The sequence below is a fragment of the Uniformispora flossi genome (assembly GCF_049534875.1).
Taxonomy (GTDB): Bacteria; Actinomycetota; Actinomycetes; order Streptomycetales; family Streptomycetaceae; genus Yinghuangia; species Yinghuangia aomiensis.
In genome coordinates, this window is sequence record NZ_JBMULZ010000007.1 from 219,949 (window position 1) to 245,740 (window position 25,792).

Genomic DNA, 25,792 nt, shown 5'->3' on the forward strand with positions numbered 1-25,792 from the left:
GCGGCCGTGGACGGGCACGGCCGCGACCACAGTATCGGGACCGCGTGCGCTCCTCGGCCACCCGTGTCGGGCGACCGAGGAGGCCGGGCCGGCGGGGGAGCGCGGGTTCAGTCGTCCTCGGCGCGGTGCGGGTCCCCGCCGGCGAGGGCTTCGGCGACCAAGTCGTCGTCGGTGGCGCCGCGCCGCCAGTAGCCGGTGAAGACGATCGACTTGCGGTCGATGCCGCGGACCGCGACCAGGTTGCGGCGCACCGCGCGGACCATGCCGGATTCGCCGGCGATCCACGCATACGCCCGTCCTTCGGCCGGGAGTTCCGCGGCCGCGACCGCGCCCGGCAGCGGGTCGGCGGCGTGCCGGACGAACCACCGCACGGTCGCGTCGGCTTTCGTGGTCAGGTGCCGCATGTCGTCCTGGTGCGGCACGGACAGCCAGGCAAACGCGGGGAGACCTGCGGGCAGGCCGGCGAGGATGCCTTCGGCGGCGGGCAGCCCGGTCTCGTCCGCGGCGATCAGCACCCAGTCGGTCCCGGCCGGCGGCCGGAAGTCCACTCCGGCGTTGTCGGCGACGGCCGGGCCGAGGACGGTCACCCGGTCGCCGGGGCGCGCGGCCTGCGCCCACCGCGACGCGGGGCCGGTGTCGCCGTGCAGCGCGAAGTCGATGTCGACCTCTTCCGGCGCCCGGGATTCACGGATCGTGTACGTCCGCATGACGGCGCGCTCGTCCGGCGGCAGTGCCGACCAGGCCCCGAACCAGTTCTCGCCCGCGTCGACGGGCACCACGGGGGTGTCCTGGCCGGGGTGTGGGAGGAAGAGCTTGACGCGCTGGTCGAAGCCGCCGTTCGCGAACCGGCGCAGGTCGTCGCCGGTGAACGCGATGCGGATCATGTGCGGGCCGACGCGGGTCGCGCGCGCGACCTCCAGGTCGAAGAATCGGAAGGGATAGGCGGGCTGTTCGGGCTGTTCGGGCTGTCGGGTGGCCGGCTCGGCGGTGTGCGTCACGTCAGCTTCCTCGCTTTCTGCAGGGTGGCGGCGAGTTGTTCGAGGAGGGGCGCGCAGCCCGCGTACGAGTACCGCGGTTCGCTGACCCACGGCACGACCTGTCCGGCCTTGACCGCGGGGAGTTCGCGCCATGTCGGCTTGCCCGCGAGGCCCTGGGGCTGGAGGGCCGTGGACCGGTTGTCGAGGATGATCACGTCGGCCTGGTAGGTGCCGACGGCTTCCCAGCTGAGGCTCTCGAAATAGCCCTGCCGGTCGACGTTCTTGGGCAGGACGAAGTCGACGCCGAGTTCGGCGAAGTAGCGCAGGTCGGCGGACGGGGCGGGGGTGGAGACGTAGAACAGGTCGGGGCTGCCCGAGGCGGCCATGACCTTGATGCCGCCCGCGGCCTTCGCCGCCTGGCGGAGCGTTTCGGCGGCGGCTTCGAAGCGCTGCTTGTCCGCGAGGGTCTTGGCGGCGTTCGGGTCGGCGCCGAGCGCGGCGGCCAACTCGGCGTGACGGCGCAGGGGTTCGGTGAGGGGCACCCCGGAGACGTTGAGGGCGACGCTGGGCGCGACGGCGAGGATCTTGTCCTTGCTGTCGTCCGGGACGTACCAGAGGGTGTCCTTGTCGTACGTCGCCGAGACCAGCAGATCGGGCTGCAGCGCGGCGTAGTTCTCCAGCGAGAATTCGCCCCATGTGTTGCCCAGCACCTTCAGCTTGCCGATGTCGAGGTCGCCGGCCTGGACGTCGGGCTTGCCGTCGGCGGTCTTGGTGGGCCCGAACACGCCTGTGCACGCGATGCCGTAGTCGTGCAGCGCGGCGGCGGTGCCGACGAACGCGACGATCTTCTTCGGCCGCGCCTTCGTGCCGACCGTCTTGCCGCGGTCGTCGACGAAGCTCCACGGCCCGTCGCCGCCCGGCGCGCCCGAGCCGCCGGGTGCCGCCGCGGGACCGGTGTCGTCGGATGAACTGCCGCAGGCCGCGGCCAGGGCGCCGACGCCGAGCGCGGCACCGGCCGCGAGGAATCTGCGCCGGGTCGGATCCGGAACGGTGAACTGCGGCATGGACGTGCTCCTTTGCGGGTGGTTCACGGCATTTGCGGGGTGACAAATGGCAGATATTGGCGCCATATGCGTTATTTCGGCATGGCGATGCCCAGGTCACCCCTGGCCGACTCGGGGAGGTTAGGTTAACCTAACCTAACTCTCCGGCCCAGGGGTCGACCGTGATCCGACAGGCCGTCACCCCGCACGATCCGCAACGGAGTTCCACGTGAGACCCGCCCCGACTGCCGCCTCCGGCGTCCTGCTCGCCGCAGCGGTGCTGCTGAGCCTTGCGCTGGGCGCCCGGCACCTGAGCGTCGGCGAGGTATGGGCAGGGCTGACCGACCCGAATGCCGCGGGCTACGCCGTCGTGCACGACATGCGGCTGCCCCGCACCGTCCTGGGACTGCTCGTCGGACTCGCCCTCGGTGTCGCGGGGGCCGTCATGCAGGCCGTGACCCGCAACCCGCTCGCCGACCCCGGCCTGCTCGGCATCAACGCCGGCGCCTCGGCGGCCGCCGTCTCCGCGATGGTGTTCTTCGACGTCCGGGTCTTCACCGGCTACGTGTGGTTCGCCCTCGCCGGAGCCGCCGCCGTCGCGGTCCTCGTCTACGCCGTCGGCGGCGGCCGCAGCGCCACGCCCGCGCGCCTCGCGCTCGCCGGCGCCGCCCTCAACGCCGCGCTGTACTCCTACGTGCAGGCCGTCATGCTGATCGACCCCGCCGCACTCAACGCCGCCCGGTTCTGGGGCAACGGCACGCTGGCAAGCGCCGACATGGACACCGTCCGCAAAGTCGCCCCGTTCATCGCCGCCGGACTCCTCCTCGCCCTGCTGCTCGCCCGGCCGCTGAACGCGCTCGCCCTCGGCGACGACGCGGCCCTCGCGCTCGGCGCCCGGCCCGTCCGCACCCGGGCCGGGGCGATCGTCGCCGTCACCCTGCTGTGCGGGGCGGCCACCGCGGCCTGCGGACCCCTCGTCTTCGTCGGCCTGATCATGCCGCACGCCGTGCGCGCGGTGACCGGGCCCGACCTGCGCAAAGTCCTGCCGTACTGCGCGATCCTCACACCCGCCGCGCTGCTGATGGCCGACGTGCTCGGCCGCCTGGCCGCGCGCCCCTCGGAGTTCCAAGTCGGCATCGTCTGCTCGGTCGTCGGCGGGGCGCTGTTCCTGGTGCTGCTGCGCCGCGTCAAGGCGGTGACGGCATGACCGCACCGCTCGGAAACACCGCCGCCACCCCGGCCGCCGTGCGGATATCCGGCGCGCGCACCGTGCGGGCCGGCCGGTTCTCGGTGCGCGTCCGGCCGCGCGCCGTGGCCGCCGGGCTGCTGGCGCTGGCCGCGGCCGCGGCGTTCGCCGTGCTGTGCATCGGAAGCGGCCAGTACGCCATGGGCTTCGGCCGCGTCCTCGACGCGCTGACCGGCCACGGTTCGCCCGCGGACACCTTCATCGTGCGCGAACTGCGGCTGCCCCGCGCCTGCGTCGCCCTCGCCGTCGGCGCCGCACTCGGCCTCGCCGGCGCGGTGTTCCAGGCCGTGGTCCGCAACCCGCTCGGCAGCCCCGACCTGCTCGGCTTCACCTCCGGCTCGGCGACCGGCGCCCTCGTCGCCATCGTGTACCTCGGCGGCAGCGCGGGCGCCGTCGCCACCGGGGCCGCGGCCGGCGGCATCGCCACCGGCGTGCTCGTCTATGCGCTCGCGTGGCGGCGCGGCGTGCACGGATTCCGGCTCGTGCTCACCGGCATCGGCCTGACCGCCGCGCTCACCGGCGTCAACGGCTACCTCCTCACCCGCGCCCAACTCACCGACGCGGCCCGCGCCGTGCTGTGGCAGACCGGCAGCCTGGACGGGCGCGGCTGGGACAACGTGGCCCCGCTCGCCGTCGCCATGGCCGTCGTGGTGCCTGCCCTGCTGCTCGGCTGCGGACCCGCGCTGCGGATGCTCGAGATGGGCGACGACACCGCGTCGGCGCTCGGCGTCCGCGTCGAACGCGTCCGGCTCGCGCTGATCGGCGGTGCCGTGGTCCTCACCGCGCTCGCCGCGGCCGCCGCCGGACCCGTCGCGTTCGTCGCCCTCACCGCTCCCCAACTGGCCCGGCGTGCGACCCGCGCGCCCGGCCCCAACCTCCTGCCCGCCATGGCGGTCGGCGCCGCGCTGCTCACGGCGTCCGACTGGATCGCCCAACGCGCTTTCGACGACCACCCCCTCCCGGTCGGCGTGGTGACCGGCCTGCTCGGCGGGGTGTACCTGGTGGCCATGCTCGCGGCCGAACGCCGCGCGGGAAGGATCTGATTCCGTGGACACGACGACCGCAGAACGCACCGAAACCGCCGTCGGCCACCCGCCGGTCCGCCTGCACGGCAGCGACCTCACCCTCGCCTACGACCGGCGCACCATCGCCACCGGACTCGACGTCGCCATCCCCGACCGCTCCTTCACCGTCGTCGTCGGCCCCAACGCGTGCGGGAAATCCACCCTGCTGCGCGCCCTCGCCCGGCTGCTGCCCCCGGCCCGCGGCGGCATCGTCCTGGACGGCCGCGACCTCGCCGCGTACCCGGCCAAGCAACTCGCCCGCATTCTCGGCCTGCTGCCGCAATCGTCCACGGCACCCGACGGCATCACCGTCGCCGACCTGGTCGCCCGCGGCCGCTACCCGCACCAAGGCCTGCTGCGCCAATGGTCGCGCGAGGACGAAAGCGTCGTCGCCGCGTCCATGGCGGCCACCGGCGTTGCCGACCTCGCCGACCGGCCGGTCGACGAACTGTCCGGCGGACAACGGCAACGCGTGTGGATCGCCATGGTGCTCGCGCAGGAGACCCCGCTGCTGCTCCTCGACGAGCCGACCACGTTCCTCGACCTCGCCTACCAGATCGACGTCCTCGACCTGTGCGCACGCCTGCACCGCGAGCAGGACCGCACCCTCGTCGCCGTCCTGCACGACCTCAACCAGGCCGCCCGCTACGCCACCCACCTGATCGCGATGCGCGACGGCCGCATCGTCGCCGAGGGCCCGCCCGCCGACATCGTCACCGCCGACCTGGTCGGCGACGTCTTCGGGCTGCGCTGCCGGGTGATCGCCGACCCGGAGACCGGCACCCCTCTGGTCATCCCCGCGGCACCTTCCCGGGAGTGATCCCGGAGCCCTGTCACACTTCTCCGCCGGCCGGTGTCTTCATGCCAACGAAACGCCACCACCCAGGAGGACACCATGGCCCCCCGCATTCCCCTCGCCGACCTGCCCGCCGACCTCGAGAAGAACATGATCGAGCAGCTCGGTACGGTGCCCGAGCCTGTCGCGGCCACCTTCCACAGCCCCAAAGTCTCCCTGTCCAGCATGGAGTTCGGCGGCAAGGTAGCCGAGTGGGACGACGCCGAAGAGAGCCTCAAGTCCTACGCGCACATGGCGGTCGCCACCCAGGTCGGCTGCGGCTGGTGCCTGGACATCGGCTATTTCCACGCCCTCAACCAGAACCTGGACCTGGCCAAGGCCAGCCAGGTGCCGGTGTGGCGCGACTCGGACGTGTTCTCGCCACTGGAGCGCGACGTCCTGGAGTATGCCGAGGCGATGACGAACACGCCGCCTACCGTCACCGACGACATGTACGCGGGCCTGCTCGACCGTCTCGGCGCCCCCGCGATGGTCGAACTCACCGCCTACATCGCCTTCGTCAACATGGCGACCCGCAACAACAACGCGAACGGCATCAGTTCGCAGGGCTTCTCGGACAACTGCGAGATCCCGCTGGCCAAGCGCCCCGCCGCGCCCGCGGCCTGACCCGGCCGCGCCCCGCCGCCTACCACCCGGGCGGTGGGGCGCGGCGCGTGTCGCGGTCAGCGCGTGTGCGCAATCACCCCGGAATCGCGCCGCGCCGTCGGGGATTCGCGCGTAGTGGCGCCTTGCGTCTCTTCGTTGCCGGTTGCGGCTAGCATCGCCGGACTCCGGGCCCCCGCCGCGCGGCCTTCGCCGGTCGGGGCCCGGAGCATCGACGCGGGGCCACCGGCGGTCCCCGGAAGAAGCCTTCCCCGGGTGCGTGCTTCCGGCGCCGGACATCCCGGCGTCCGCCATGCACGCACCACGAACACGGGGAAAAACATTGCGTAAAAGGAGTGCCGCGGTCGGATTGGCCGCGGCCGTGGGATCGGTCGCCGGCTGTTCCGGCGGCGGGGACACCACCAAGCACACCGTCGTCTACGAGGTCGTCGGCCGGGGGCCCGCCGACGTCCGCTACGTCGTCGACGACCCGAACTCGGACGGCGAGGAAGCCAAGAACGTCGCGTCCGGCTGGACGAAGTCCGTCGACGTCACCACGCCCGGGACGCTCATGCACATGACCGTGTACACGTCCCCGTCCGAAGCGCCCGACGAGACCATCACCTGCCGGGTCACCCTCGACGGCAAGGTCGTCGACGAGAAGACGCAGAAGCGCTCCAACGTGTCCGACGCGTTGCAGTGCGAAGCCGACCTGTCGGAGCGGTGACCGTGCCGAATCCGATACCGCGCCCGCTCCGCGCCCTCGGCGTCGCGGCGGCGCTGCTGCTGGCCGGTACCGCATGCTCCGGCGGCGGGGGAGGCGGCGGCGGCAAACCGTCCGCGAGCATCCCGGTGACGCTGCCCGCGACGTCGGCGCCCCCTTCCGCCGACCCGTCCGCGTCAGCCACCGCGTCCGGCCCGTCCGCGCAGCCGAGCGCCACGAGCGCGCGGCCCGCCACCACGTCCCCCACGCGCGCGGCGACCACCGCAAAGCCGCGGACCAGCGCGCCCGCGGGCGGCCCGGACGCCAAGTTTCAGGGCCTCTGGTACTACTCGATGCGGGATCAGACCGGGGGAGTGCCGACCCTGACGGTGCGCGGATCGACGATCTCGGTCCAGGCGACGGGACTCAACTGCTCCGGCAGCATCTCGACGTCCGCGTACGTGAACATCTCCTGCAAGGGCGACACAGGGAAGGGCCAAGCCTCGGTGAGCGCCGACGGCAAGACCCTCACGATCGCCTGGACGGATACCCCGGCGGAACGCTTCCAGCGCACGAAGCCGTAGGCGCGGGCGCGCCGGCCCCGCTCAGGGCGTGCCCGGGCGGGGCCGGACGAGGCCCGATTCGTAGGCGGCGACCACGGCCTGCGCCCGGTCCCGGATGCCGAGCTTCGCGAAGATGCTCGTCACGTGGTTCTTCACCGTCGACGCGCTGATCTGCATGGCTGCCGCGATCTCGGTGTTCTCCGCGCCCGTCGCGATCAGACGCAGCACTTCGACCTCGCGCGGGGTGAGCCGGGACAGCACGCCGGAGGCGAGCGGCTGGGGCGCGTCGGGCGTACGCACGTACGTTTCGATCAGCCGGGTCAGCAGCCGCGGCGCCACCACGGACTCGCCGGCCTTCACGGTGTGCAGGGCGGCGAGCAGGTCTTCCGGCGACACGTCCTTCGGCAGGAAGCCCGAGGCACCGGCGCGGAGCGCGGCGACCACGTACTCGTCCATGTCGAACGTGCTGAGCGCGAGGACGCGGCATTCCGGGTGCGCGGCGGCGAGTTCCGCGGTTGCCCGCACGCCGTCCATGACCGGCATGCGGATGTCCATGAGCACGACGTCCGGACGCAGCCGCGCCGCCGCGTCGACCGCCTCGGCGCCGTCGGCGGCCTCGCCGACCACCTCGACGGACGGGTCCGAGCGCAGGATCAGCGACAGGCCCGTGCGCACGAGCGGCTGGTCGTCGGCGATGAGGACGGTCACGCGGGCGTCCGCCCGCTCCGAAGCCGCCGCGGTCATGCGGTCTCCCGGGTGGGGATGGTCGCGGCGACCCGGAAGCCGCCGTCGGGGGTCGGTCCCGCGTCCACGAACCCGCCGTGCACGGCCACACGTTCGCGCATCCCGAGCAGCCCGTGCCCGGACCCCGGCAGCGCCGCGTCGCCCGGCGGCCGGTCCGGCTTCGCCCCGCCCGTGTCCTGCACCTCGACCGTCACCCGCCCCGGACGGTACGCCAGCCGCACCGTCGCCCGCGCACCCGGACCGGCATGCTTGCGTGCATTCGTCAACGCCTCCTGCGTGATCCGGAAAACCGCCAGCTGTACCGGCAGCGGCAGCTCGCGCCACTCGCCCGTCGCGGCGAACTCGGTGGGCAGCCCGGCCAGGCACGACTCCGCGACCAGGCGGTCCACGTCGCCGACGCCCGGCTGCGGCGCCGACGGGGCGTTCTCCCCGTCGTCGTCACTGCGCAGCACCCCGAGCAACTGCCGCATCTCGGCCAGCGCGACCCGGCCGGACGCCTCCAGGGTGATCAATGCCGCGCGGGCCGTCTCCGGATCCCGGTCGAGGTTCGCGCGGGCGCCGCCGGACATGAGGTGCATGGTCGTGATGTGGTGCGCGACGATGTCGTGCAGCTCCCGGGCGATCCGGCGGCGTTCGTCGGTGACCGCACGGTCCGCGAGCAGCAGCCGGTTCACGTCGACCTGCTTCTGCCAGCGCCGCACACCCGCGCTGACCCCGACGACCAGCGCGATCGCGGTGACGTCGCCGGTGAACGTCCAGACGAACGAGTCCTCCGAGTTGCCGTACGCCGTCATCTGCCCGGCCAGCACCGCCAGCGACGCCAACGCCACCGTCCGCGGGCGGCACGCCAGACCGACGGTGTAGAGCGCCGCGACCACCGACAGCGAGAAATGCGTCGGCATGCGGACGACCAGGTTGACCACGATCTCGATGGCCAGGATCGCCCCGAGCACGAGGATCGGGTGGCGGCGCCTGGCCAGCAGGCAGGCCGCGGCGAGCGTCAGGAGCAGGGCGCCGGCGACCGTGAACGCGGCGTTCTCCGAGCGCATCGTGATCGTGTAGCCGAGCAGGTCCACGGCGCCGACGGCGGCGGCGATGAAGATGTCGGCCTGGCGGGGGCGGGGCCTGCGCCTCCGCGGCTGCTTCGGCGGAGCCTCGGGCCGGGGCGGCGGCGCGGCCGCGGGCGGCTCCGTCTCCGCTTCCCGGTCCGTTTCCGGCAGGTCGCGTCCGGTGATCGCTCTGCCCAGGCCGGCCAACGCCGCGGACGCCGGGCCGAACCCCATGCCGCGCTCCCTTCCGGCCGCCGGCCGAGTCGTGCCCGGCGCTTCCGAAGTTTCCGGGACTCCATTCCATCGTGCCCGGTCGGCGCCCCGGCCCGCCGCCGGCACGATTCGCGTGTCCTCCGCAGGTACCAGCCGCCGGCCCCGACCCGGGACCACGCTCCCGCTTCCGGCTCCGTTCCGGCGGCCGATGACCTCCCGGATCGCCGGGTGATGGCCTGGGACCCGTCCGGAACCCCGGCCCGTCCCCCTCTGCGGAGAGACCATGATCCGTGCTCTGACCAGCTTCTCCACCCGCCACGCCTGGAAAGTCGTCGTCCTCTGGGTGATCGTCTGCGGTGCCATGACCGTGCTCGGCCCCGGCTTGATGTCCCGGGCTTCGGACGCCCAGACCGGTGACTTCCTGCCGAGCACCTACGACTCGGCGGCCGCGCTGCGCATCGCCGAGGACGACTTCGGCCAGGCCTCGGACACCACCACGGTCACGATGCTGGTGGCGCGCACCGACGGCGCCAAGCTCGCGGACGGCGACCGCGCCCGGCTCGCGGACATCGCCGGACAGCTTGGGCGGCTCCGCGTCGAGGTGTCGCCGAGCGAGCCCTTGGTCAAGGACCGATCGCAGACACCACACGTGGCCGTCGGGCCGGGCGCACCCGACGGCAGTTTCCAACTCGTGACCGCCGATCTGCGCGGCGGTCCCGGCGATACGGCCGTGCAGGACGTCTACAAGAAGTTCCGGGACAACGCCGAACGGGAGTTCGGCGCGGCCGGCCTGCGCACCGGCTTCACCGGGCCGATCGCGGACGCCGTCGACACCGACGAGGCCAACAAGACGGCGACGATGGTGGCGGGGATCCTGACGTTCGGGCTGATCGTGCTGCTCAACGTCCTGGCGTTCCGGAGCGTGCTGGCGGCGATCGTTCCGCTGCTCGCGGTCACCCTGGTGGGCGGGGCGGCGACGGGTGCGGTGGCGGGGATGGCGCTGCTGTTCGGCATCCAGTTGGACGCCTCGGTGCCGTCGCTGATCAGCGTGGTGCTCCTCGGGATCGGCGTCGACTACTTCCTGTTCCAGATGTTCCGCTTCCGCGAGCACCTGCGGAACCACCCCGACCAGAACAAGCGGACCGCGGCGGCGATCACCGCGGGGAAGGTCGGCGCGGCCGTCACCTGCGCGGCACTGACCATCGTGGCGGCCTTCGCCACGCTCGGGATCGCGACTTTTGGACAGTTCCGGGTGCTGGGCCCGGCGATCGCCGTGTCGGTGCTGGTCATGCTGGCGGCGAGCCTCACGCTGATGCCGGCGCTGCTCGCGGTGTGCGGGCGCGGGCTGTTCTGGCCGGCGAAGGCGTGGAAGAAGGAGCCGGCGGAGGACGGCTGGTCCGGGCGGTGGGCGACGCGGGTCGCGGCGCGTCCGGCACGTCACGCACTCGGTGCGCTGCTGCTGCTCGGTCTGCTGACCGCGGGCGCGGTGGGCGTACGGATGAACTACAACGTCGGCGAGCCGCGGTCGGACACCGCAGCGGCGCGGACCGCGGCGGAGATCTCGTCCGCCCTGCCGGCGGGGGCGTCGGACCCGCACACCGTGTACGTCCGGGCCGACGGGGGTGCCGCGCTCGACGGGCGCGCGGTCGACCGGCTGGCCTCGGTGGTGGGCGCCGTGCCGGGTGTCGGACAGGTGGGTGCGGTCTCCTACACGCCCGACCGCGGTGCCGCGCGCTTCGACGTCTTCCTGGAGTCCCCGTCGGAGACGCAGGAAGCCCGGGACCTGGTGTCCGGCCCGCTGCGCGGGGCGCTCCGCGATGCGGCGCCTCCGGGAGCGGAGGCCCACGTCACCGGGACCGCGGCGATCTTCGCCGACGTGTCGGAAGCGGTCGACCACGACCTGAAGATCGTGTTCCCGGTGGCCGCGGTGCTGATCGCGGTGATCCTGTTCCTGCTGCTGCGCAGCCTGCTCGCGCCGCTGGTGCTGATGCTCGCGGTGGGGCTGGGGTTCACGGCCACGCTGGGCGCGGCGGCGTTCGCCTTCCAACACGTGGCGGGGCGTCCCGGGGTGGCGTTCACGTTGCCGCTGGTGCTGTTCCTGTTCGTAGTGGCACTGGGGACCGACTACAACATCCTGATCAGCGACCGCCTGCGGGAGGAGATGGCCAAGCCCGTGCCCGCGCGTGTCGCGGTACGCGAGGCCCTGCGGCACACGGCCCCCGCGATCGCGACCGCCGGCCTGGTACTGGCCGGCTCCTTCGCGAGCCTGGCGGTGAACCCGGACACCGCCATGCAGGAAGTCGGCTTCTCGACGGGCCTGGGCATCGTGCTCTCGTCGCTGGTCCTGTCCCTGACCCTCGTCCCCGCACTGGCAGCGGTACTGGGCCGCGGGATGTGGTGGCCGCGCAGGGTCCGGACCGGCGGGGGAAAGCCGGACGAGCGGGTGTACCGGTTGCCGGAGACGACGTCGATGCGCTGAGCGTCCGGCAAACCTGTTTCGCTCGTCGGGGTGATGCGGTTGGTGGGAAATCACCGGGGAGCGTGAACGGGAGCGACAGGCCCGTGGCGCAAGGCACGTGAAGCCTACGATCGACCGGATGGGGGAGGTGGGGTCCGCGGTGTGGCCCCACCTGGTTGACGGCGGTCGGAGGGAGCGGGCATGTCCGCAGCGGTGGAAGGCGACGAGGACGAGTACGTGCCGTTGGTGATCGTCGACGGCGCGAACGTGGTGGGGTCGGTCCCCGACGGGTGGTGGAAGGACCGCAAGGCGGCCGCGGGACGGTTGCGGGACGCGCTCGTGCCGTTCGCCGAACAGGGCCTGCCGAAGGCGACGGGCGCACCGGAATGGGCGACCCGCGGACCCCTCGACATGCTGCTCGTGGTCGAGGGCAAGGCCCGCGACCTGCCGGAAGTGCCGGGCGTCCGCGTGACGAGCGCGCCGGGGAGCGGCGACGACATGATCGTGCGGTTGGTGACGATCGAGCACGACGAAGTTCCGGAGCGGGCTTGCCTGGTGGTGACGGCGGACCGGGGGCTGCGAGCACGGGTCACGCCGCTGGGGGCGGCGGTGGTGGGGCCGCGGGCGGTGCGGCCGCGGTGAGCGGGGGTGCCGTGGGGGTCGGTGGCGGCGTGAGGGTGGGCGGTCGCGTGGCGGCGGAGGTCGGTGGTGGTGCGAGGCGTGGCGGTCGTGCCGTGGGGGTCACTCGGACGGCGGCTCCGGCCCGGCTCCTCGGCCGCCGCCGCGGCGTGGCACCCCCGCCCGTGCCCGCCCCGCGGCATAGCCTCGGCCGCGTGCCCAGCCACCCGTACGGCGAAGGACCGGATCCCGTATGACCCCCACGACCTCCCGCGCGGACTTCCTTCCCGCCGAAGACGGCCGGCCGGCCATTCGACTGCGCCGGACCTACCCCCACCCGGTGGGCCGGGTCTGGGAGTTCGTCAGCGACCCGGCCGAACTGGCCCGCTGGTTCCCGAGCCGCGTGGCGATCGACCCGAAGCCCGGCGGCGAAGTCCGTTTCGGCTTCGACCCCGGGATGCCCGACTCCACCGGTGAGGTCCTGGCCGCCGAAGCGCCCCGCCACCTGGCCTTCACCTGGGGCCCCGACGAACTGCGCTTCGACCTCGAGGCGTTCGACGGCGGCACCCGCCTCACCCTCACCAACGTCCTCGCCGAGGTGAACACCGCCGCCCGCAACGCCGCGGGCTGGGAGGTCTGCCTCGACGCCCTGGATGCCGCCGCCCGAGGCGAGGCCTACGACGGCCCGCACGTCGGCCCCACCCCCGAATGGCGCGCCTACTACGCGGGGTACGTCACCGCGGGTTTCCCGTCCGGCGCCCCCGTCCCCGGCCTCGACAGCGGCGCCTGACGGGAGCCCTGCACGGGCCCCTACACCCCCAACGCCCCCACGGCCTTCTCCGCCGCCGCTTGCCGTCCCTTCGCTGTGCGGGCCTGCAGCAGCGGCAGCATCACCAGGTACCTGGCGGTCTTGTCCAGCTCCGCGAACGCCTGCTGAGCCTCCGGATTGTCTGCCAGCGCCGCCGTCAGTTCCTCCGGCACGGCCGCCGTCGACTGCGGCGCATACGCCGCGTCCCACCGCCCGTCGCGCTGCGCCTTGCGCACCTCGTCGAGCCCCGGCTCCCGCATGCGCCCCGCCGCCGCGAGCGCCGCGACCTTGTCGACGTTGACCTGCGACCACAGGCTCTTCGGCCGCCGCGGCACGTACTTCTGCAGGTAGTACGTCGCATCCGACGACCGTCGCTGACCGGAGATCCACCCCCAGCACAGCCCCACGTCGACCAGTTCGTCCGCCGTCACCGACGCAACCCCCGACCCCTTCTTGGCGACCTTGACCCACACGCCCGCATGCCGCCCGTGGTGCTCCGCCAGCCATCCCTCGAACGCCGCCGCGTCCTCGAACGCGACGACCTCCACCCCACCGATCTCGTCCATGCGCCCAGGCTAGGCGGGGCTGCTCCGCTTCATTCACTGACACACCATCAGGCGGGCTCCCTACGATGCGCCCATGCCGTTCCTTGATCGCTTCCGCGCCGGCCGCCCGGCGCCCCCGCAGCCGACGTACGTCACCGGCCGGACCCTGGGCCTGGCGCCCCTGTTGCGCGCCTGCCAGGAGGTACGCCGGACCGGCGGTTTCGCCCTCGCCGCCGAGTTGCTCGCCGCGGTGGGGGACCACTGGGACTACCGCGCCACCGCCGTCGACGCCCTCGCCGAGGCGGCGATCACTCCCCGTGGAGTCCGGGCCATAGAGAGCTGGCGCAAGGCCGCACCCGGCGACGGCGACATGCCGGCCGTACGCGCCGAAGCGGCCGTGCAACGGGCGTGGCGTGCGCGCGGCTCGGGTCCGGCGTCGCACACCAGCCGCGAAGGCTTCGCCGCGTTCTTCCGGCACCTTCCCGAAGCGGAAGCCTTCGCGATCGAGGCAACAGCCGCGCGACCCGACGACCCCACGCCCTGGGTCACCCTCATGCGCGTCACCCGCGGACTCCGGCAGCCCCGTGCCGTCTTCGACTCCCGCTGGGACGAACTCACCGCGCGCGACCCGCACAACGCCCGCGGCACTGCCCAAGCGATGCAGTACCCGTGCGACAAGTGGTACGGCTCGCACGCCGAGATGTATGCGTTCGCCCGTGATGCCGCCTCCCGGGCACCCGCCGGATCACCGGTGAAGCTCCTCGTCGTCGAAGCACACGTCGAGGAGGTCCTGCGCGACGAGTGGGCCTCGGGCAAAGACCTGGGCAATCGGCACGGGAAGACGCCCGACGCCCAGGCCGACCTCGACGCCGCGCTCCGGGAATGGCCGGACGGCCACGGCCACGGCTATCCCACACGTTTGCGCGACCGCAGTTTCCTCGCGTACGCCTGCGCCGAGTCCCGCCGTTGGCGCGACTTCGCCCGCCAAGTGACCGACGCGGGCCACCGGGTCTGGCAGACGCCTTGGGAGTACCGCGGCGGCAGCGCCTACGTCCGGTACGCGCACCGGTGCGCGGTACGCGTGCGCGGGTACTCCTGAACCGCAGGTGTCAGCCCGGAAGTGCCCCCGCCACTTTCCGGATCGCCGCATCCACCGGCCCCACCCCGTCTTCCGCCGTCACCCGTGCCGCGACCGCGCGTGCGCGGGTGCGGTACCCGAGGTTGCCGGTGGCCGCGGTCAGGGCGGCGGCGAGGCGGTCCGCGGTCAGGGAGCGCAGCGGGACGGCGCGCGGGGCGACGCCGAGCCGTACCAGCCGGTCGGCCCAGAACCCCGCGTCGAACTGGATCGGCACCGGCACCGTCGGCACACCCGCGCGCAGCACCGCGCCGGTCGTGCCCGCGCCCCCGTGGTGCACGACCGCGGCGGTGCGGGGGAACAGCAGGTGGTGCGGGACGTCCCCGACGGTCAGCATGTCGTCGCCGGTGACCCGGATTTCTGCCCAGCCTTGCTGGACGATGCCGCGGAGGCCCGCCGCGCGCAGCGCCCGTACCACCTCGGCGCCGAAGCGCCCGGGATCGGGCACGGTCGCGCTGCCCATGCCGACGAAGACCGGGGGAGGGCCCGCGGCCAGGAAGTCCTCGACGGTGTCCGGCAGCGGGCGTTCGTCGAACGGCCACCAGTACCCGACGGGGTCGAGCCCCGGCCGCCAGTCGTGCGGGCGCGGCACGACGACCGGGCTGAAGCCGTAGAGCACCGGCCAGCGGGCGTGTTCGCGGGCGCGGCGGGCCGGGCCGAGGCCGCGCGGCGGGAGCCCGAGGCGGGTGCGCAGGTCGCGGGACGCGGCGCCGAACACCCGGTCGACGGCGGCGTCGACGGCACTGCCCGCGGCCCGGTTGCCCCACGCGCCGAGCGGCGGCAGCCCGAGCATCGGGGGCGAGAACTCCCGTGTCGGATGCAGGGGTTGCAGGTACGCGCCGACCGTCGGCAGCCGCAGCGCCTCGGCGATGGTGGCGCCCACCGGTGCGACCGACGGGGAGAGCACCAGCACGTCGTGGCCGGGCGCGGCCTCGAAGAGCCCGTCGGCGAGTTCCCCGGCGAGCGACCGGGCGAGGTTCACGACGCGCAGCAGCTTCCCGGGACCGGTACGGCTGTGGTGCAGCCCTTGGCCCCGCGCCGAGTGGAGTTCCGCCATCGGGTCGACGGGCAGCGCGTGGAAGCGCATCCCGGAGCCGACGATCAACGGTTCGAACAGGCGGTGTGTCACCAGGGTCACGTCGTGGCCGGCCCGTACGAGCCCGGCCCCGAGCCCGGTGAACGGGGCGACGTCGCCCCGGGAACCCGCCGTCATGATCGCCACCCGCACGGCAGCGAGTATCGCCGCGGCGGTGGCGGTCGCGGGGCGGACACGCGGGCGGGGGAGGGGGGTTCACCCTGTGGGGTGGTGGGGGTAAGCCGAGCGGCAAGTCACCCGACGGCAGGTCGAGCGCAAGTCACCCGCAGGTCGTAAGCCGACCACAACCCGACCGCAAGCCGACCGCAAGCCGACCGCAAGCCGACCGAAGGCCGTAAGCCGACGGCAACCCTGACCGCAGGTCGTAAGCCGCCTCGCAATCCGCCCGCAGAACGCCGCGGTCCGCGGACACCCGGAGTTCCGGATGCCCGCGGACCGCTTGCGAAGCGCGTCGGCCGCGTTCTTGCGGACCGTCAGCCCTGCGGCTTGCCGTCCAGGCCGAGGATGGCGTTGGCCGGCAGCACCGAGTGCTTGAGGTTCTCGTCGACCGGGCCGTTGAACGGCGGGTACTTCGGGCCGCCCGCGTTGCGGCGGTAGACGCTCGTCGAGTGCTCCGGGTTCTTGTCGAACTCGGGGATGACGTGCTCGCCGAACAGCTCGATCTGCTCGTGGTACTCGTCGTGCGTCAGGTTCGCGCTGAGGCCGAACACCAGCTGGTCGCAGCCGACTTCCTGGTACTGCGCGACCTGCTCGCAGACCTCTTCCGGGGTGCCGCAGAGCAGGAAGCCGCCCGCGATGAGCTGGTCGAGCAGCTCGTCGCCGCCGAGCGAGGACAGGTCGGTCGGCGGGGTCGGCCAGGTGATGCCGTCCGTCGACTTCGGCATGGTGTCGTGGTACAGGTTCACCAGGGTGACGAGGTAGCCCGCCTGGCCCTTGAGCGCGATTTCGCGGGCGCGCTTGCGGTCGCTCAGGCAGATGACGCCGTTCGTCATCATGACGTTGTTGTTCTGGTAGTCGCCGAGGATCTCGACCGGGTTCGCGGCGGCTTCCTTGTAGGCCTCGATGCGGCCCTTCAGGTTGTAGATCGGCTCGAAGTTGAACGCGATCGCGCCGATGCCGAGGCCGCCCGCCTTGGCGAACGAACCGGGGTTGCCACAGGCCATCCAGATCGGCGGGTGCGAGTGGCCGTACGGCTTCGGCAGGATGTTGTGCGGCGTGGGCACGGTGAAGTGCTCGCCGTGGAAGGAGTAGTCGTACTGCTCCCACATCCGGACGACCTCGCGCGAGACCTCGTCCCACTCGGCCTTGGTCGAGTTGCTGTCCATGATGTTGAACGAGGCGACCTCGTGGCTGCCCGCGCCGCGGCCGGTGCCCCACTCGAAGCGGCCCTCGGTGATGTGGTCGAGCATCGCGGCGCGCTCCGCGAAGCGGACCGGGTGCTCCTTGCGCGGCGACAGGCTGTTGATGCCGGTGCCGAGGTGGATGCGCTCGGTGCGGGCGGCGACGTAGCCCATCGCGACCTCGGGGGCCGACAGGTGGCTGTACTCCGTCAGCGCGTGGTGCTCGCCGAACCAGGCGTACTTCCAGTTGTGCTTGTCCGCCTTGATCACAAGGTCGAGCTCGCGCATGAGGGACAGGTGCTCGGATGCGCGGTCGTGCGCGGCCGGTCCCGGGGTGAAACCGTTCAGAAAGATACCGAACTCCACCGGGAGTCCTCCTTGGTCGCCGTGGATGGGGGAGGGCCGGCCGGGCTGCCGCGATCGTCCGGACATGCGGTGCGGGGCGGGCTCCTGATTTGCGTAACGCTTACATGAACGGCCCGCCGGTTCAAGAGCGATCACCGGACGGTTCTCAGGATGCGTGCGTCCTACGTCACACTCGGGTGATGGGGTGTCAGGTGTGGCCCTGTGCGCCCAGGGAACTACTCCCTGTCGCTGTCCGCTCACCCGCCTCGCCACCACCCCCGCAAGGAACCCCGTGCCCGCTTCCTCCCCCTCGGCTTCGTCCCCCTCTGCGCCCCTTTCTCCCTCCCCCCTCTCTCCCGCCTCCCCCTCTCCCATCGGGGTCCACCGGGAGTGGGACCGTCTCGCCGAGGTCGTCGTCGGCCGCCCCCTCGACTTCACCTTCCCGCCGGCACTGCCCACCGGGGACCGCGCCCTCGGCTTCCTCCCGGCAGGCTTCGTCAGCCGCGCCGCCTACCTCGCCGGCAAGCGCTGGTCCGAGGCGGACCCGGACGGCTTCGCGCGCTGCGCCGCGCAGCTCGACGCCCTCGCGGACTTCCTGACCGCGCGCGGCATCACCGTCCACCGCCCGGTCGAACTCACGCCCGACGAATAAGCCCTCTTCGCCGAGTTCTCCCCGATCTCCCTCCAGATCTTCGTCCGCGACCCGATGATCGTCGTCGGCGACACCGTGATCGAGTCGTCGCTGCGCCTCCCGCACCGCTTCAAGGAGCGCTACGGGCTCCGCCCCCTCATCGCCGACCTCGTCGCCCGCGGCGCCCGGCACACCGTCGTCCCGCCGGGCCGCGCCGTCCCCCTCGACCGCGTCGCCGACGCCCGCGGCCCGTTCCTCGAAGGCGGCGACGTCATGCTGTTCGGCCCCGACCTCCTCGTCGGCGTCGGCGAGGGCCGCTATGCCACCGACCCCGACGGCGTCGACTGGCTCCGCACCGAGCTGGGCGCCGACTACCGCGTCCACGCGGTCCCCCTGCACCCGCGCGTCCTCCACCTCGACGACGGCCTCGCCGCCGTCCGCGAAGGCCTCGCCATCGTCGCCCGCGACCAGTTCACCGCGGGCCCCCGCCCCTGCTCGCCGACTGGGACCTCGTCGAGGTCACCCTCGACGACGCCCTCGACCTCCTCGCCGCCAACGTCCTCGTCCTGGGCCCCGGCGAAGTCGTCCTCGACACCCGCCTCCCCCGCCTCGCCGAAACCCTCACCGCCCACAACGTCACCTGCCACCCCCTCCCCTTCGACGCCGTCACCCCCTTCGCCGGCGGCTTCCGCTGCTCCCACCACCCCATCCGCCGCGAACCGACCTGACCCCCGTCGGACTCGGTGCAGCCCACCCAGCTCGCGACCGCGGCCCCGACCGTCAGGCGCCCGTGCCGGACGACCGCGGGCCGATGCTGTGGAGGGGACACCTTTGCGGTCCATGCCAGTTGCTGCCCTCCGGGGTTGGGGACGTCGACGGATACCAAACGCGGGGTGGGGACACTGCGTTCATCCGCAGAGTCCACGCCGCGGCCCCGGCGTTCAGCTCGCCCCCACTCCCGCCCACACCTCGGCTCCGAACGTCCCCTTGACGTCTGATGCCAGGGTTGTCGGGTCGACTCGTGCGGCCAAGGCGTAGCGGGTGGTGGTTTCGGGGCCGCGGACGGACAGGTGGACGGGGGTGGTTCCCGGGTGTTCGGCGAGGAGGCGTTTGAGGGCGGCGACGGTGGCGGGGGTGATGCGGTGGTGCGGGAGCAGCAACTGGACCGGGGGGTGGGTTCCGGTGTTGCTGATGTCGAGTTGGCGTAGGTCTTTGGCGTGGAGGTTGACGGTGCCGTCACGGTCTTCGAGGCGGCCGAGGACGCTGATGGCGTTGTCTTCGGCGAGGGCGTGTTCGGCGAGGTGGTAGTCGGCGGGGAAGAACAGGACGTCGAGGGAGGCGTCGCGGTCGGCGAGGGTGATGATTGCCCACGCGTTGCCTTGTTTGGTGAGTTTGCGTTGGAGGCCTGTGACGAGGCCGGCGAGGCGGACGTCGCCGGAGGTGCGGCCGGAGGCCAGGAGGTCGGTGATGGTGCAGTCGCGGGCGGGGGAGAGGATGTGGTCGGCGCCGTCGAGGGGGTGGGCGGAGACGTAGAGGCCGAGCATGTCGCGTTCCGCGGCGAGGAGTTCGCGGCGGGGCCATTCGGTGTCGTCGACGGCGAGGTCGAGGGCGAAGGCCGGGTTGTCGGCGGGGGAGCCGGCGGCGAAGAGGTCGTCCTGGCCGAAGGCGGCGGCCTTCTTCACCGGGATGACGGCGTCGACGGCCTGTTCGTGGATGGCGGCGAGGCCTTTGCGGGTGTGGCCGAGTGAGTCGAACGCGCCGGCCTTGATGAGGGACTCGACGGCGCGTTTGTTGAGCGCGGGCAGGTCGGACTTGTCGAGGAAGTCGGTGAACGAGGCGTACTTGCCGCGGGTGCGGCGGGCTTCGGTGATGGCGGTGATCACCCCGTCGCCGACGTTGCGTACGGACAGGAGGCCGAACCGGACGTCGTCGCCGACGGCGGTGAATTCCGCCGCGGACTCGTTGACGTCCGGTGGCAGCACCCGAACCGCGTTGGCGCGGGCGTCGGCGAGGTAGGCCGCGGCGCGGTCCTTGTCGTCGCCGACCGAGGTGAGCAGCGCGGCCATGTACTCGGCGGGGTAGTTGGCTTTCAGGTAAGCCGTCCAGTAGGAGACGAGGCCGTAGCCGGCGGTGTGCGACTTGTTGAAGGCGTAGCCGGAGAACGGCAGCATCACGTCCCACAGCGACTGGATCGCCGCATCCGAAAACCCGTTCGTGCGCATGCCTCCGTGGAACTTCTCCCACTCGGCGGCCAGCACCTCCGGCTTCTTCTTGCCCATGGCGCGGCGCAGCATGTCCGCGCCGCCGAGGGTGTAGCCGGCGAGTTGCCGGGCGATCGCCATGATCTGCTCTTGGTAGATCAGCAGGTGGTGGGTGGATCCGAGGATGGGTTCGAGGGCGTCGGCGAGTTCCGGGTGGATCGGGTCCGGGTCCTGTTTGCCGTTCTGCCGCAGGGCGTAGTTGGTGTGCGCGTTCGCGGCCATCGGGCCCGGGCGGTAGAGGGCGTTGGCGGCGGCGATGTCCTCGAATCGGGTGGGTTCCATGAGCTTGAGGAGGGACCGCATGCCGGTGCCGTCGAGTTGGAAGACGCCGAGGGTGTTGCCGTCGGCGAGGAGGCGGTAGGTCTTGGCGTCGTCGAGCGGGATGACGGTGACCGGGTCTCGGCGCTCGTCGAGGGGGTCGACGGTGGCGAGGGAGACGCCGCGGTTCTCGCGGATGTTGGCGATGGCCATGTCGATGACGCCGAGGTTCCGCAGCCCGAGGAAGTCCATCTTGATCAGCCCCATCGCCTCGCACGACGGGTAGTCGAAACCGGTGATCTTCGCGCCGTCGGCGGCGCGCATGTGCAGCGGGATGCGGTCGGTGAGCCTGGTCTTGGACAGGATGACCGCGGCGGCGTGCACACCGGTGCCGCGGGTGAGGCCTTCGACGCCGCGGGCGGTGTCGACGACGCTGCGCACGTCCGCTTCGGCCTCGTACATCCGCCGGATCTCGCCCGCCTCGGCGTGGCGCGGGTGGGCGGGGTCGAAGATCGCGTCGAGCGGGGCGGATTTGCCGTTCTGGTCGGGCGGCAGGGCTTTGGTGATGCGTTCGCCGTGTGCGTAGGGGTAGCCGAGGATGCGGGCGGAGTCCTTGATCGCGTTCTTGGCTTTGATGCGGCCGAAGGTGTTGACGAAGGCGGTGTATTCATCGCCGTACTTCTCGGTGACGTACCGGACCATGCGGTCGCGGCGGCGGTCGTCGAAGTCGAGGTCGACGTCGGGCGGGTTGATGCGTTCCGGGTTGAGGAACCGTTCGAACAGGAGTCCGTGTTCGAGCGGGCACAGTTCGGTGATGCGGGTGGCGTACGCGACGATCGACCCGGTCGCCGAGCCGCGCCCCGGCCCGACCGGAATGCCGTTGTCGCGCGCGTACCGGCAGATGTCGGCGACGACGAGGAAGTACGCGCTGAAGCCCATCGGCCCGATGACCTTCATCTCGGTCTCGAACCGGTCGAGGACGTGTGCGGGGACCGGCTCGCCGTAGCGCAGCGCGAGGCCGCGCAGGACTTCGCGGCGCAGCCAGGACTCCTGCGTCTCGCCGTCGGGGACGTCGGGGTATTGCGGCATCTCGTCGGCGAAGTCGAACACTTCGTCGTACTTTTCGATGCGTTCGGCGATGCGGAGGGTGTTGTCGCAGGCCTCGGGGAGTTCGGCGAAGAGCGCCCGCATTTCGGCGGCGGATTTGAGGTAGTAGCCGGTGCCCGCGAAACGGAAGCGGTTCGGGGCGTCTTTGTTCTTGCCGACGCCGATGCAGAGGAGGTTGTCGTGGGCGTCGGCCTGGTCCTCGGTCGTGTAGTGCGCGTCGTTGGTGGCCAGGGGAGGGAGGCCGAGTTCGCGGGAGAGGCGGAGGAGGTCGTCGCGCACGGTGCGTTCGATCGCGAGGCCGTGGTCCATCAGTTCGAGGAAGTAGTTGTCCCGGCCGAAGATGTCCTGGTAGGCCGCCGCGGCGGCCTTGGCCTCGTCGTATTGCCCGAGCCGGAGCCGGGTCTGGACTTCGCCGGACGGGCAGCCGGTGGTGGCGATGATGCCCTCGGGGCGCTCGGCGATCAGCTCGCGGTCCATGCGGGGTTTTCCGGCGGGGAACTGGCCTTCGTAGCTGGCCTGCGTGCTCAGCCGGAACAGGTTCCGCAGCCCCTGCGTGTCGCGGGCCCACATGGTCATGTGGGTGAAGCGGCCGCCGCCGGAGACGTCCTTGGAGTTCTCGCCGTCGTCGGCGGGTGCGCGCCGCCCGCCGGGAGCCCAGAATTCCTGGCGGCGGGCGAACCGCGACGACGGGGCGACGTAGGCTTCGATGCCGATGATCGGGCGGACGGTCCCGACGTCCTTGGCGACTTGCACGAACTCGTACGCGCCGAACATGTTGCCGTGGTCGCTCATCGCGATCGCCGGCATGTTCTGACGTGCGGCCTCCTGGAACATGGGCCGCAAGCGCTGGGCTCCGTCCAGCATGGAGTACTCGGTATGGTTGTGCAGGTGAACGAATGAATCGGTCATAGTGGCGCCGCCTCCGCACAAAAACTGATGGCCAGCGCCATCAAAGCGACCGCCTACGGGACCGATCAAACAACCGCCACGCGGGCTGCCTACAACGGATGGTTGTCCTATTAGGCTGGGGCGCGTGGACCTCAACACCGTGCGCACGTTCATCGCCGTGGCCGACAGCGGCCAGTTCCAGCGGGCAGCCGCCGACCTCGGACTCAGCCAGCAGGCCGTGTCCAAGCGGGTGGCGGCGCTGGAGGAGGAACTCGGCGTCGGCCTGTTCGCGCGGACGCCGCGCGGGGCCGAGCTGACGATCGACGGGCAGGCGTTCCTGCCGCACGCACGGGCGCTCCTGTCGGCCGAGGAGCGCGCCGCGGCCTCGGTGCGGCCGGGGACGCGGGCGCTGCGCGTGGACGTCATCGGACGGCGCCTGTGCGTGGCGGGGCTGCTCCGGGACTTCCACAGCGCGCACCGGCAGACGCCACTCGACGTGGTGACCCTGTTCGATGCGGACACGGCGATCGCGGCCTTGCAAGCCGGGACGATCGACGCCACGTTCCGCTCGGTACGGAACGGCGTGCCGCTGCCGGACGGCATCACCGCCGTACCGGTCTACGACGAACCGCTGCAGCTGTGCACCGGCCGCGCACACCCGCTGGCCCACGCGTCGACGATCACCCCGGGTGAGTTGGCGGGCCACCGGATATGGATGCCGGCCAACGCACCCGGCACGGAATGGGCTGCGTACTACGACGAATTGGCCGCGGCCTTCGGCTGCACCATCGAGACCACGGGACCGGACTTCGGCATCGAGGCCCTACTGGACACCATCAGCCAGTCGACCACCCTGGGCACCTTCGTGGGCGAGCACACCCCACGGGTCTGGCCGATGGGCTACGACCTGCGCCGCGTCGTCGTGCACAAGCCCACCCCCGTCTACCGGCACTCCCTGCTGTGGCGAGCGGACAACCCACACCCCGGCCTCGCGGCCCTGCGCGAGTATCTGGTGGCACTGGAGGGGCTGCGCCCGGAGGACGAGGTATGGGTCCCGGATTGGGCCAGGCGGGCTCGGTAGTGTCTGACCCCATGCCTCCCCACGCCGCGCCCGATCCCCGCCGCCTCGTCCTCGCCAATTACCCCCACCATCGCGAGATCCCCGCACGGTTTGCGGATATGGATCTGCAGCGGCATATCAACAACGTTGCCATCGCGTCGTTCTACGAGGACGGGCGGGCGACGCTCAATATGCGTCTCTTCGGTGAGGACCTCATTACGCGTCGCCGGGACTTCCGCTTTGTCGTGCTCGAATCCCGCATGCGTTATCTGAGCGAGGCCCCGTATCCGGCGACTTACGTCGTGGGTGCGGCGGTGACGCGTATCGGCTCCTCATCCGCCGAATACGGCATGGGGCTGTTCCACGACGGCACCTGTGTCGGCCTTTGTGACTCGATCATCGTGCACATGACCGATGCCGGTCCCACCCCGATTCCGCCGGAGCGGCACGCGCTGATGGAGGCGTACCAACTCGGCTGACCTCACTCCCACTTCACCGACGTGGCGGCGAAGTACGTGCGTCCTGCCCGCCGCCACGCCGGTGCCTGGGTCGCGAGGCGCCGTGCGTAGTCCTCCCACGTGTAGGCCTCGCGCGGTGCCCAGGCCTTCTCGGCCACGCCCGCCAGCCGCGGCAGCAGGAGGAACTCCAGCTCGGTGACGTTCTCCACCGTCTCGCACCACACCGCCGCCTCGACGCCGGCGATGGCCTCGTCGCCGGGGATGTCGGTGTGGTGCGTCGACGGATCCCAGTCCAGGGCCGATTCGAGCGTGTTGCCCGGGTACACCTGGAGTCCGAGCCGGGCGCGGAGTTCCTCCTGCTCGGCGGGTCCCGCGTCGCGGTACGGCTGGTCCAGGTAGGCGACCGCGTTCGGGGAGAGCAGGATCTGCGCCCCGCCCTTCAACGCCGCGGTCACGTCGCGTTCGGCCTTGGCGAACATCTCCAGCAGCATCGGCAGCAGGACCTCGCGGAAGTTCTCCGGCAGCTCCATCCCCGCGGGCAGGTTCGCGAGGTCCACGTGGTCCGCGTCGAGGCTCGTGCTGCTGATCCAGTGCTGGGCGATGTCGCCCGGCGCGAGCCCCGCGCGGGCGGTCTCCTGCCAGCCGACGACGCGCTTGCCCAGCGAGGCGACGATGCCGCGGATGCCCGCCACGAACCGGGCGTACGCGTCCTCCCCGATGAGCGCCTCGTCCCCGCCGATGTGCAGGTACCGGCCCGGCGTCAGCGCGGCCACCTCGGTCAGTACGTCGGTGAGGAACGGCCAGGTCGCGGGATTGTCCGGGTCGAGCGCGTTCATGGCCGCGGCCTCGCCGCCCGGTTCGGGAGCCGCAAGCGCCCCCAGCCGGCTGCCCGGACTCCACCCTGCGGGCGCCAGCTCCGGATACGCCGCGAACACCGCCTCGCAGTGCCCCGGGACGTCGATCTCGGGCACGACCGTGACATGCCGCTCCGCTGCGTACCGCACGATCTCCCGGTAGTCGTCCTGTGTGTAGAACCCGCCGGGCCGACCGGCGAACGCGCCGCGGGCGCCGATCCGGGTGAGGTCGGGGCGCGCGTCGATGTGTAGCCGCCAGCCCTGGTCGTCGGTGAGGTGCAGGTGGAGCACGTTGAGCTTGTAGTACGCGAGCAGGTCGATCACCGACTTGACCTGGTCGACGCCGAAGAACGTCCGTGCCACATCCAGCGACAGCCCCCGCCACGCGAACCGCGGCGCGTCGAGGATCCGTTGCGCGGACAGGACGGGGCGCTCGGACGTGCCGGCGAGCTGACGCAGCGTCGTCAGGCCGCGGCCGATTCCCTCCGCCGAGCCCGCCCACACGCGGACGCCGTCCGCGCCGACCTCCAGCCCGTAGCGCTCGTCGGCCGGGTCGCCGTCGGTCGCCCGCACTCCCGCCGTAGCCGGTAGCGCGTCGAACTCGGCGGTGTCATCCGTCAGCTCCAGCCGAATCGCCCCCGCGGCCTCGGTGACGCGCAGCTCCGGCCCGCCGCCCGATGTCAGGTCGCGCACGAACAGCTCGGCCACGGGGCGGAGTTCCGCGGGCGCGGAAACCGCATCTCCGGGACGGAGCACGAAAGCGTCCGCCGAATCGCCGGGACGGGACCAGGCAGGGGCGGGGATCAGCGCGGGCATGACGGGCTCCCGGGGCCGAGGCGGGTCGAGGAATTCGACCGTAGAGGGCGCTCGCTTCCCCGGTCAATGACTTT

At 72.1% G+C, this 25,792-nt stretch carries 23 protein-coding genes; 12 read left to right on the forward strand and 11 right to left on the reverse strand.

Annotation, left to right across the window (positions count from 1 at the left end):
• Positions 1-107: 107 nt before the first annotated feature.
• Both ACPA54_RS18185 and ACPA54_RS18190 read right to left on the reverse strand, forming a co-directional pair.
• A complete protein-coding gene (locus ACPA54_RS18185) occupies positions 108-998 on the reverse strand; it encodes a siderophore-interacting protein (RefSeq protein ID WP_423530997.1) in 891 nt (296 codons plus the stop codon).
• Positions 995-2,041 carry an ABC transporter substrate-binding protein gene (locus tag ACPA54_RS18190; RefSeq protein WP_423530998.1) on the reverse strand — a complete coding sequence of 349 codons (1,047 nt, stop codon included), beginning with the start codon at positions 2,039-2,041 and terminating at the stop codon, positions 995-997. Before ACPA54_RS18190 ends, ACPA54_RS18185 begins: the two co-directional genes overlap by 4 nt.
• Before the next feature lie 208 nt (positions 2,042-2,249).
• On the opposite strand from ACPA54_RS18190, the gene ACPA54_RS18195 reads away from it, so the two are divergent.
• The 6 genes from ACPA54_RS18195 (at position 2,250) to ACPA54_RS18220 (ending at position 7,055) form a co-directional block, all read left to right on the forward strand.
• A complete protein-coding gene (locus ACPA54_RS18195; RefSeq protein ID WP_423531000.1) occupies positions 2,250-3,227 on the forward strand; it encodes a FecCD family ABC transporter permease in 978 nt (325 codons plus the stop codon).
• Positions 3,224-4,309 (forward strand): FecCD family ABC transporter permease, encoded by a 1,086-nt coding sequence (locus ACPA54_RS18200; RefSeq protein ID WP_423531002.1) that lies wholly within the window; start codon positions 3,224-3,226, stop codon positions 4,307-4,309. The genes ACPA54_RS18195 and ACPA54_RS18200 overlap by 4 nt, the downstream gene beginning before the upstream one ends.
• A gap of 4 nt (positions 4,310-4,313) precedes the next feature.
• Complete coding sequence (locus ACPA54_RS18205; RefSeq protein WP_423531004.1) at positions 4,314-5,150, forward strand: ABC transporter ATP-binding protein; 837 nt, start codon at positions 4,314-4,316, stop codon at positions 5,148-5,150.
• A gap of 75 nt (positions 5,151-5,225) precedes the next feature.
• Positions 5,226-5,792: a carboxymuconolactone decarboxylase family protein gene (locus ACPA54_RS18210; RefSeq protein WP_423531006.1), complete on the forward strand. Its 567-nt coding sequence runs from the start codon at positions 5,226-5,228 to the stop codon at positions 5,790-5,792.
• A 346-nt stretch (positions 5,793-6,138) separates the two neighbouring features.
• The gene (locus ACPA54_RS18215) at positions 6,139-6,495 is read left to right on the forward strand and encodes an MmpS family transport accessory protein (RefSeq protein ID WP_423531008.1); all 357 of its coding nucleotides are present in this window, start codon (positions 6,139-6,141) and stop codon (positions 6,493-6,495) included.
• A gap of 2 nt (positions 6,496-6,497) precedes the next feature.
• Positions 6,498-7,055: a hypothetical protein gene (locus ACPA54_RS18220; protein WP_423531010.1), complete on the forward strand. Its 558-nt coding sequence runs from the start codon at positions 6,498-6,500 to the stop codon at positions 7,053-7,055.
• A gap of 21 nt (positions 7,056-7,076) precedes the next feature.
• On the opposite strand, the gene ACPA54_RS18225 is transcribed toward ACPA54_RS18220, so the two are convergent.
• Entirely contained in the window at positions 7,077-7,778 is a 702-nt protein-coding gene (locus tag ACPA54_RS18225; RefSeq protein ID WP_423531012.1) for a response regulator, read from the reverse strand.
• Positions 7,775-9,061 (reverse strand): sensor histidine kinase, encoded by a 1,287-nt coding sequence (locus ACPA54_RS18230; RefSeq protein WP_423531014.1) that lies wholly within the window; start codon positions 9,059-9,061, stop codon positions 7,775-7,777. Before ACPA54_RS18230 ends, ACPA54_RS18225 begins: the two co-directional genes overlap by 4 nt.
• 262 nt (positions 9,062-9,323) lie before the next feature.
• Here ACPA54_RS18230 and ACPA54_RS18235 point away from each other — a divergent pair, with 262 nt between their 5' ends.
• The 3 genes from ACPA54_RS18235 to ACPA54_RS18245 all read left to right on the forward strand — a co-directional run bounded on the left by ACPA54_RS18235 (position 9,324) and on the right by ACPA54_RS18245 (position 12,906).
• Entirely contained in the window at positions 9,324-11,519 is a 2,196-nt protein-coding gene (locus tag ACPA54_RS18235) for an MMPL family transporter (protein ID WP_423531016.1), read from the forward strand.
• Between the two features lie 180 nt (positions 11,520-11,699).
• A complete protein-coding gene (locus ACPA54_RS18240; RefSeq protein ID WP_423531018.1) occupies positions 11,700-12,140 on the forward strand; it encodes a PIN domain-containing protein in 441 nt (146 codons plus the stop codon).
• Positions 12,141-12,369: 229 nt separating this feature from the next.
• Positions 12,370-12,906 carry an SRPBCC family protein gene (locus ACPA54_RS18245; RefSeq protein WP_423531020.1) on the forward strand — a complete coding sequence of 179 codons (537 nt, stop codon included), beginning with the start codon at positions 12,370-12,372 and terminating at the stop codon, positions 12,904-12,906.
• A gap of 20 nt (positions 12,907-12,926) precedes the next feature.
• On the opposite strand, the gene ACPA54_RS18250 is transcribed toward ACPA54_RS18245, so the two are convergent.
• Positions 12,927-13,490 (reverse strand): YdeI/OmpD-associated family protein, encoded by a 564-nt coding sequence (locus ACPA54_RS18250; protein WP_423531022.1) that lies wholly within the window; start codon positions 13,488-13,490, stop codon positions 12,927-12,929.
• 73 nt (positions 13,491-13,563) lie between these two features.
• Between ACPA54_RS18250 and ACPA54_RS18255 the strand changes: the two genes are divergently transcribed.
• Positions 13,564-14,568 (forward strand): hypothetical protein, encoded by a 1,005-nt coding sequence (locus ACPA54_RS18255; RefSeq protein WP_423531024.1) that lies wholly within the window; start codon positions 13,564-13,566, stop codon positions 14,566-14,568.
• Between the two features lie 10 nt (positions 14,569-14,578).
• Here ACPA54_RS18255 and ACPA54_RS18260 read toward each other — a convergent pair whose 3' ends face one another.
• The 5 genes from ACPA54_RS18260 to dnaE form a co-directional block, all read right to left on the reverse strand.
• The gene (locus ACPA54_RS18260; RefSeq protein ID WP_423531026.1) at positions 14,579-15,817 is read right to left on the reverse strand and encodes a glycosyltransferase; all 1,239 of its coding nucleotides are present in this window, start codon (positions 15,815-15,817) and stop codon (positions 14,579-14,581) included.
• A gap of 356 nt (positions 15,818-16,173) precedes the next feature.
• Complete coding sequence (locus ACPA54_RS18265) at positions 16,174-17,406, reverse strand: LLM class flavin-dependent oxidoreductase (RefSeq protein WP_423531028.1); 1,233 nt, start codon at positions 17,404-17,406, stop codon at positions 16,174-16,176.
• Between the two features lie 187 nt (positions 17,407-17,593).
• Positions 17,594-18,400 (reverse strand): hypothetical protein, encoded by an 807-nt coding sequence (locus ACPA54_RS18270; RefSeq protein WP_423531030.1) that lies wholly within the window; start codon positions 18,398-18,400, stop codon positions 17,594-17,596.
• Positions 18,388-18,717: a hypothetical protein gene (locus ACPA54_RS18275; RefSeq protein ID WP_423531032.1), complete on the reverse strand. Its 330-nt coding sequence runs from the start codon at positions 18,715-18,717 to the stop codon at positions 18,388-18,390. Before ACPA54_RS18275 ends, ACPA54_RS18270 begins: the two co-directional genes overlap by 13 nt.
• A gap of 240 nt (positions 18,718-18,957) precedes the next feature.
• Positions 18,958-22,551: a DNA polymerase III subunit alpha gene (gene dnaE / locus ACPA54_RS18280; RefSeq protein ID WP_423531034.1), complete on the reverse strand. Its 3,594-nt coding sequence runs from the start codon at positions 22,549-22,551 to the stop codon at positions 18,958-18,960.
• A 124-nt stretch (positions 22,552-22,675) separates the two neighbouring features.
• On the opposite strand from dnaE, the gene ACPA54_RS18285 reads away from it, so the two are divergent.
• Positions 22,676-23,611, forward strand: a complete 936-nt coding sequence (locus tag ACPA54_RS18285) for a LysR family transcriptional regulator (RefSeq protein ID WP_423531036.1) — start codon at positions 22,676-22,678, stop codon at positions 23,609-23,611.
• Between the two features lie 11 nt (positions 23,612-23,622).
• The gene (locus ACPA54_RS18290; protein ID WP_423531038.1) at positions 23,623-24,069 is read left to right on the forward strand and encodes an acyl-CoA thioesterase; all 447 of its coding nucleotides are present in this window, start codon (positions 23,623-23,625) and stop codon (positions 24,067-24,069) included.
• 2 nt (positions 24,070-24,071) lie between these two features.
• Here the strand turns inward: ACPA54_RS18290 and ACPA54_RS18295 are convergent, their stop codons facing one another.
• The gene (locus tag ACPA54_RS18295; RefSeq protein ID WP_423531040.1) at positions 24,072-25,718 is read right to left on the reverse strand and encodes a family 20 glycosylhydrolase; all 1,647 of its coding nucleotides are present in this window, start codon (positions 25,716-25,718) and stop codon (positions 24,072-24,074) included.
• Positions 25,719-25,792: the final 74 nt, after the last annotated feature.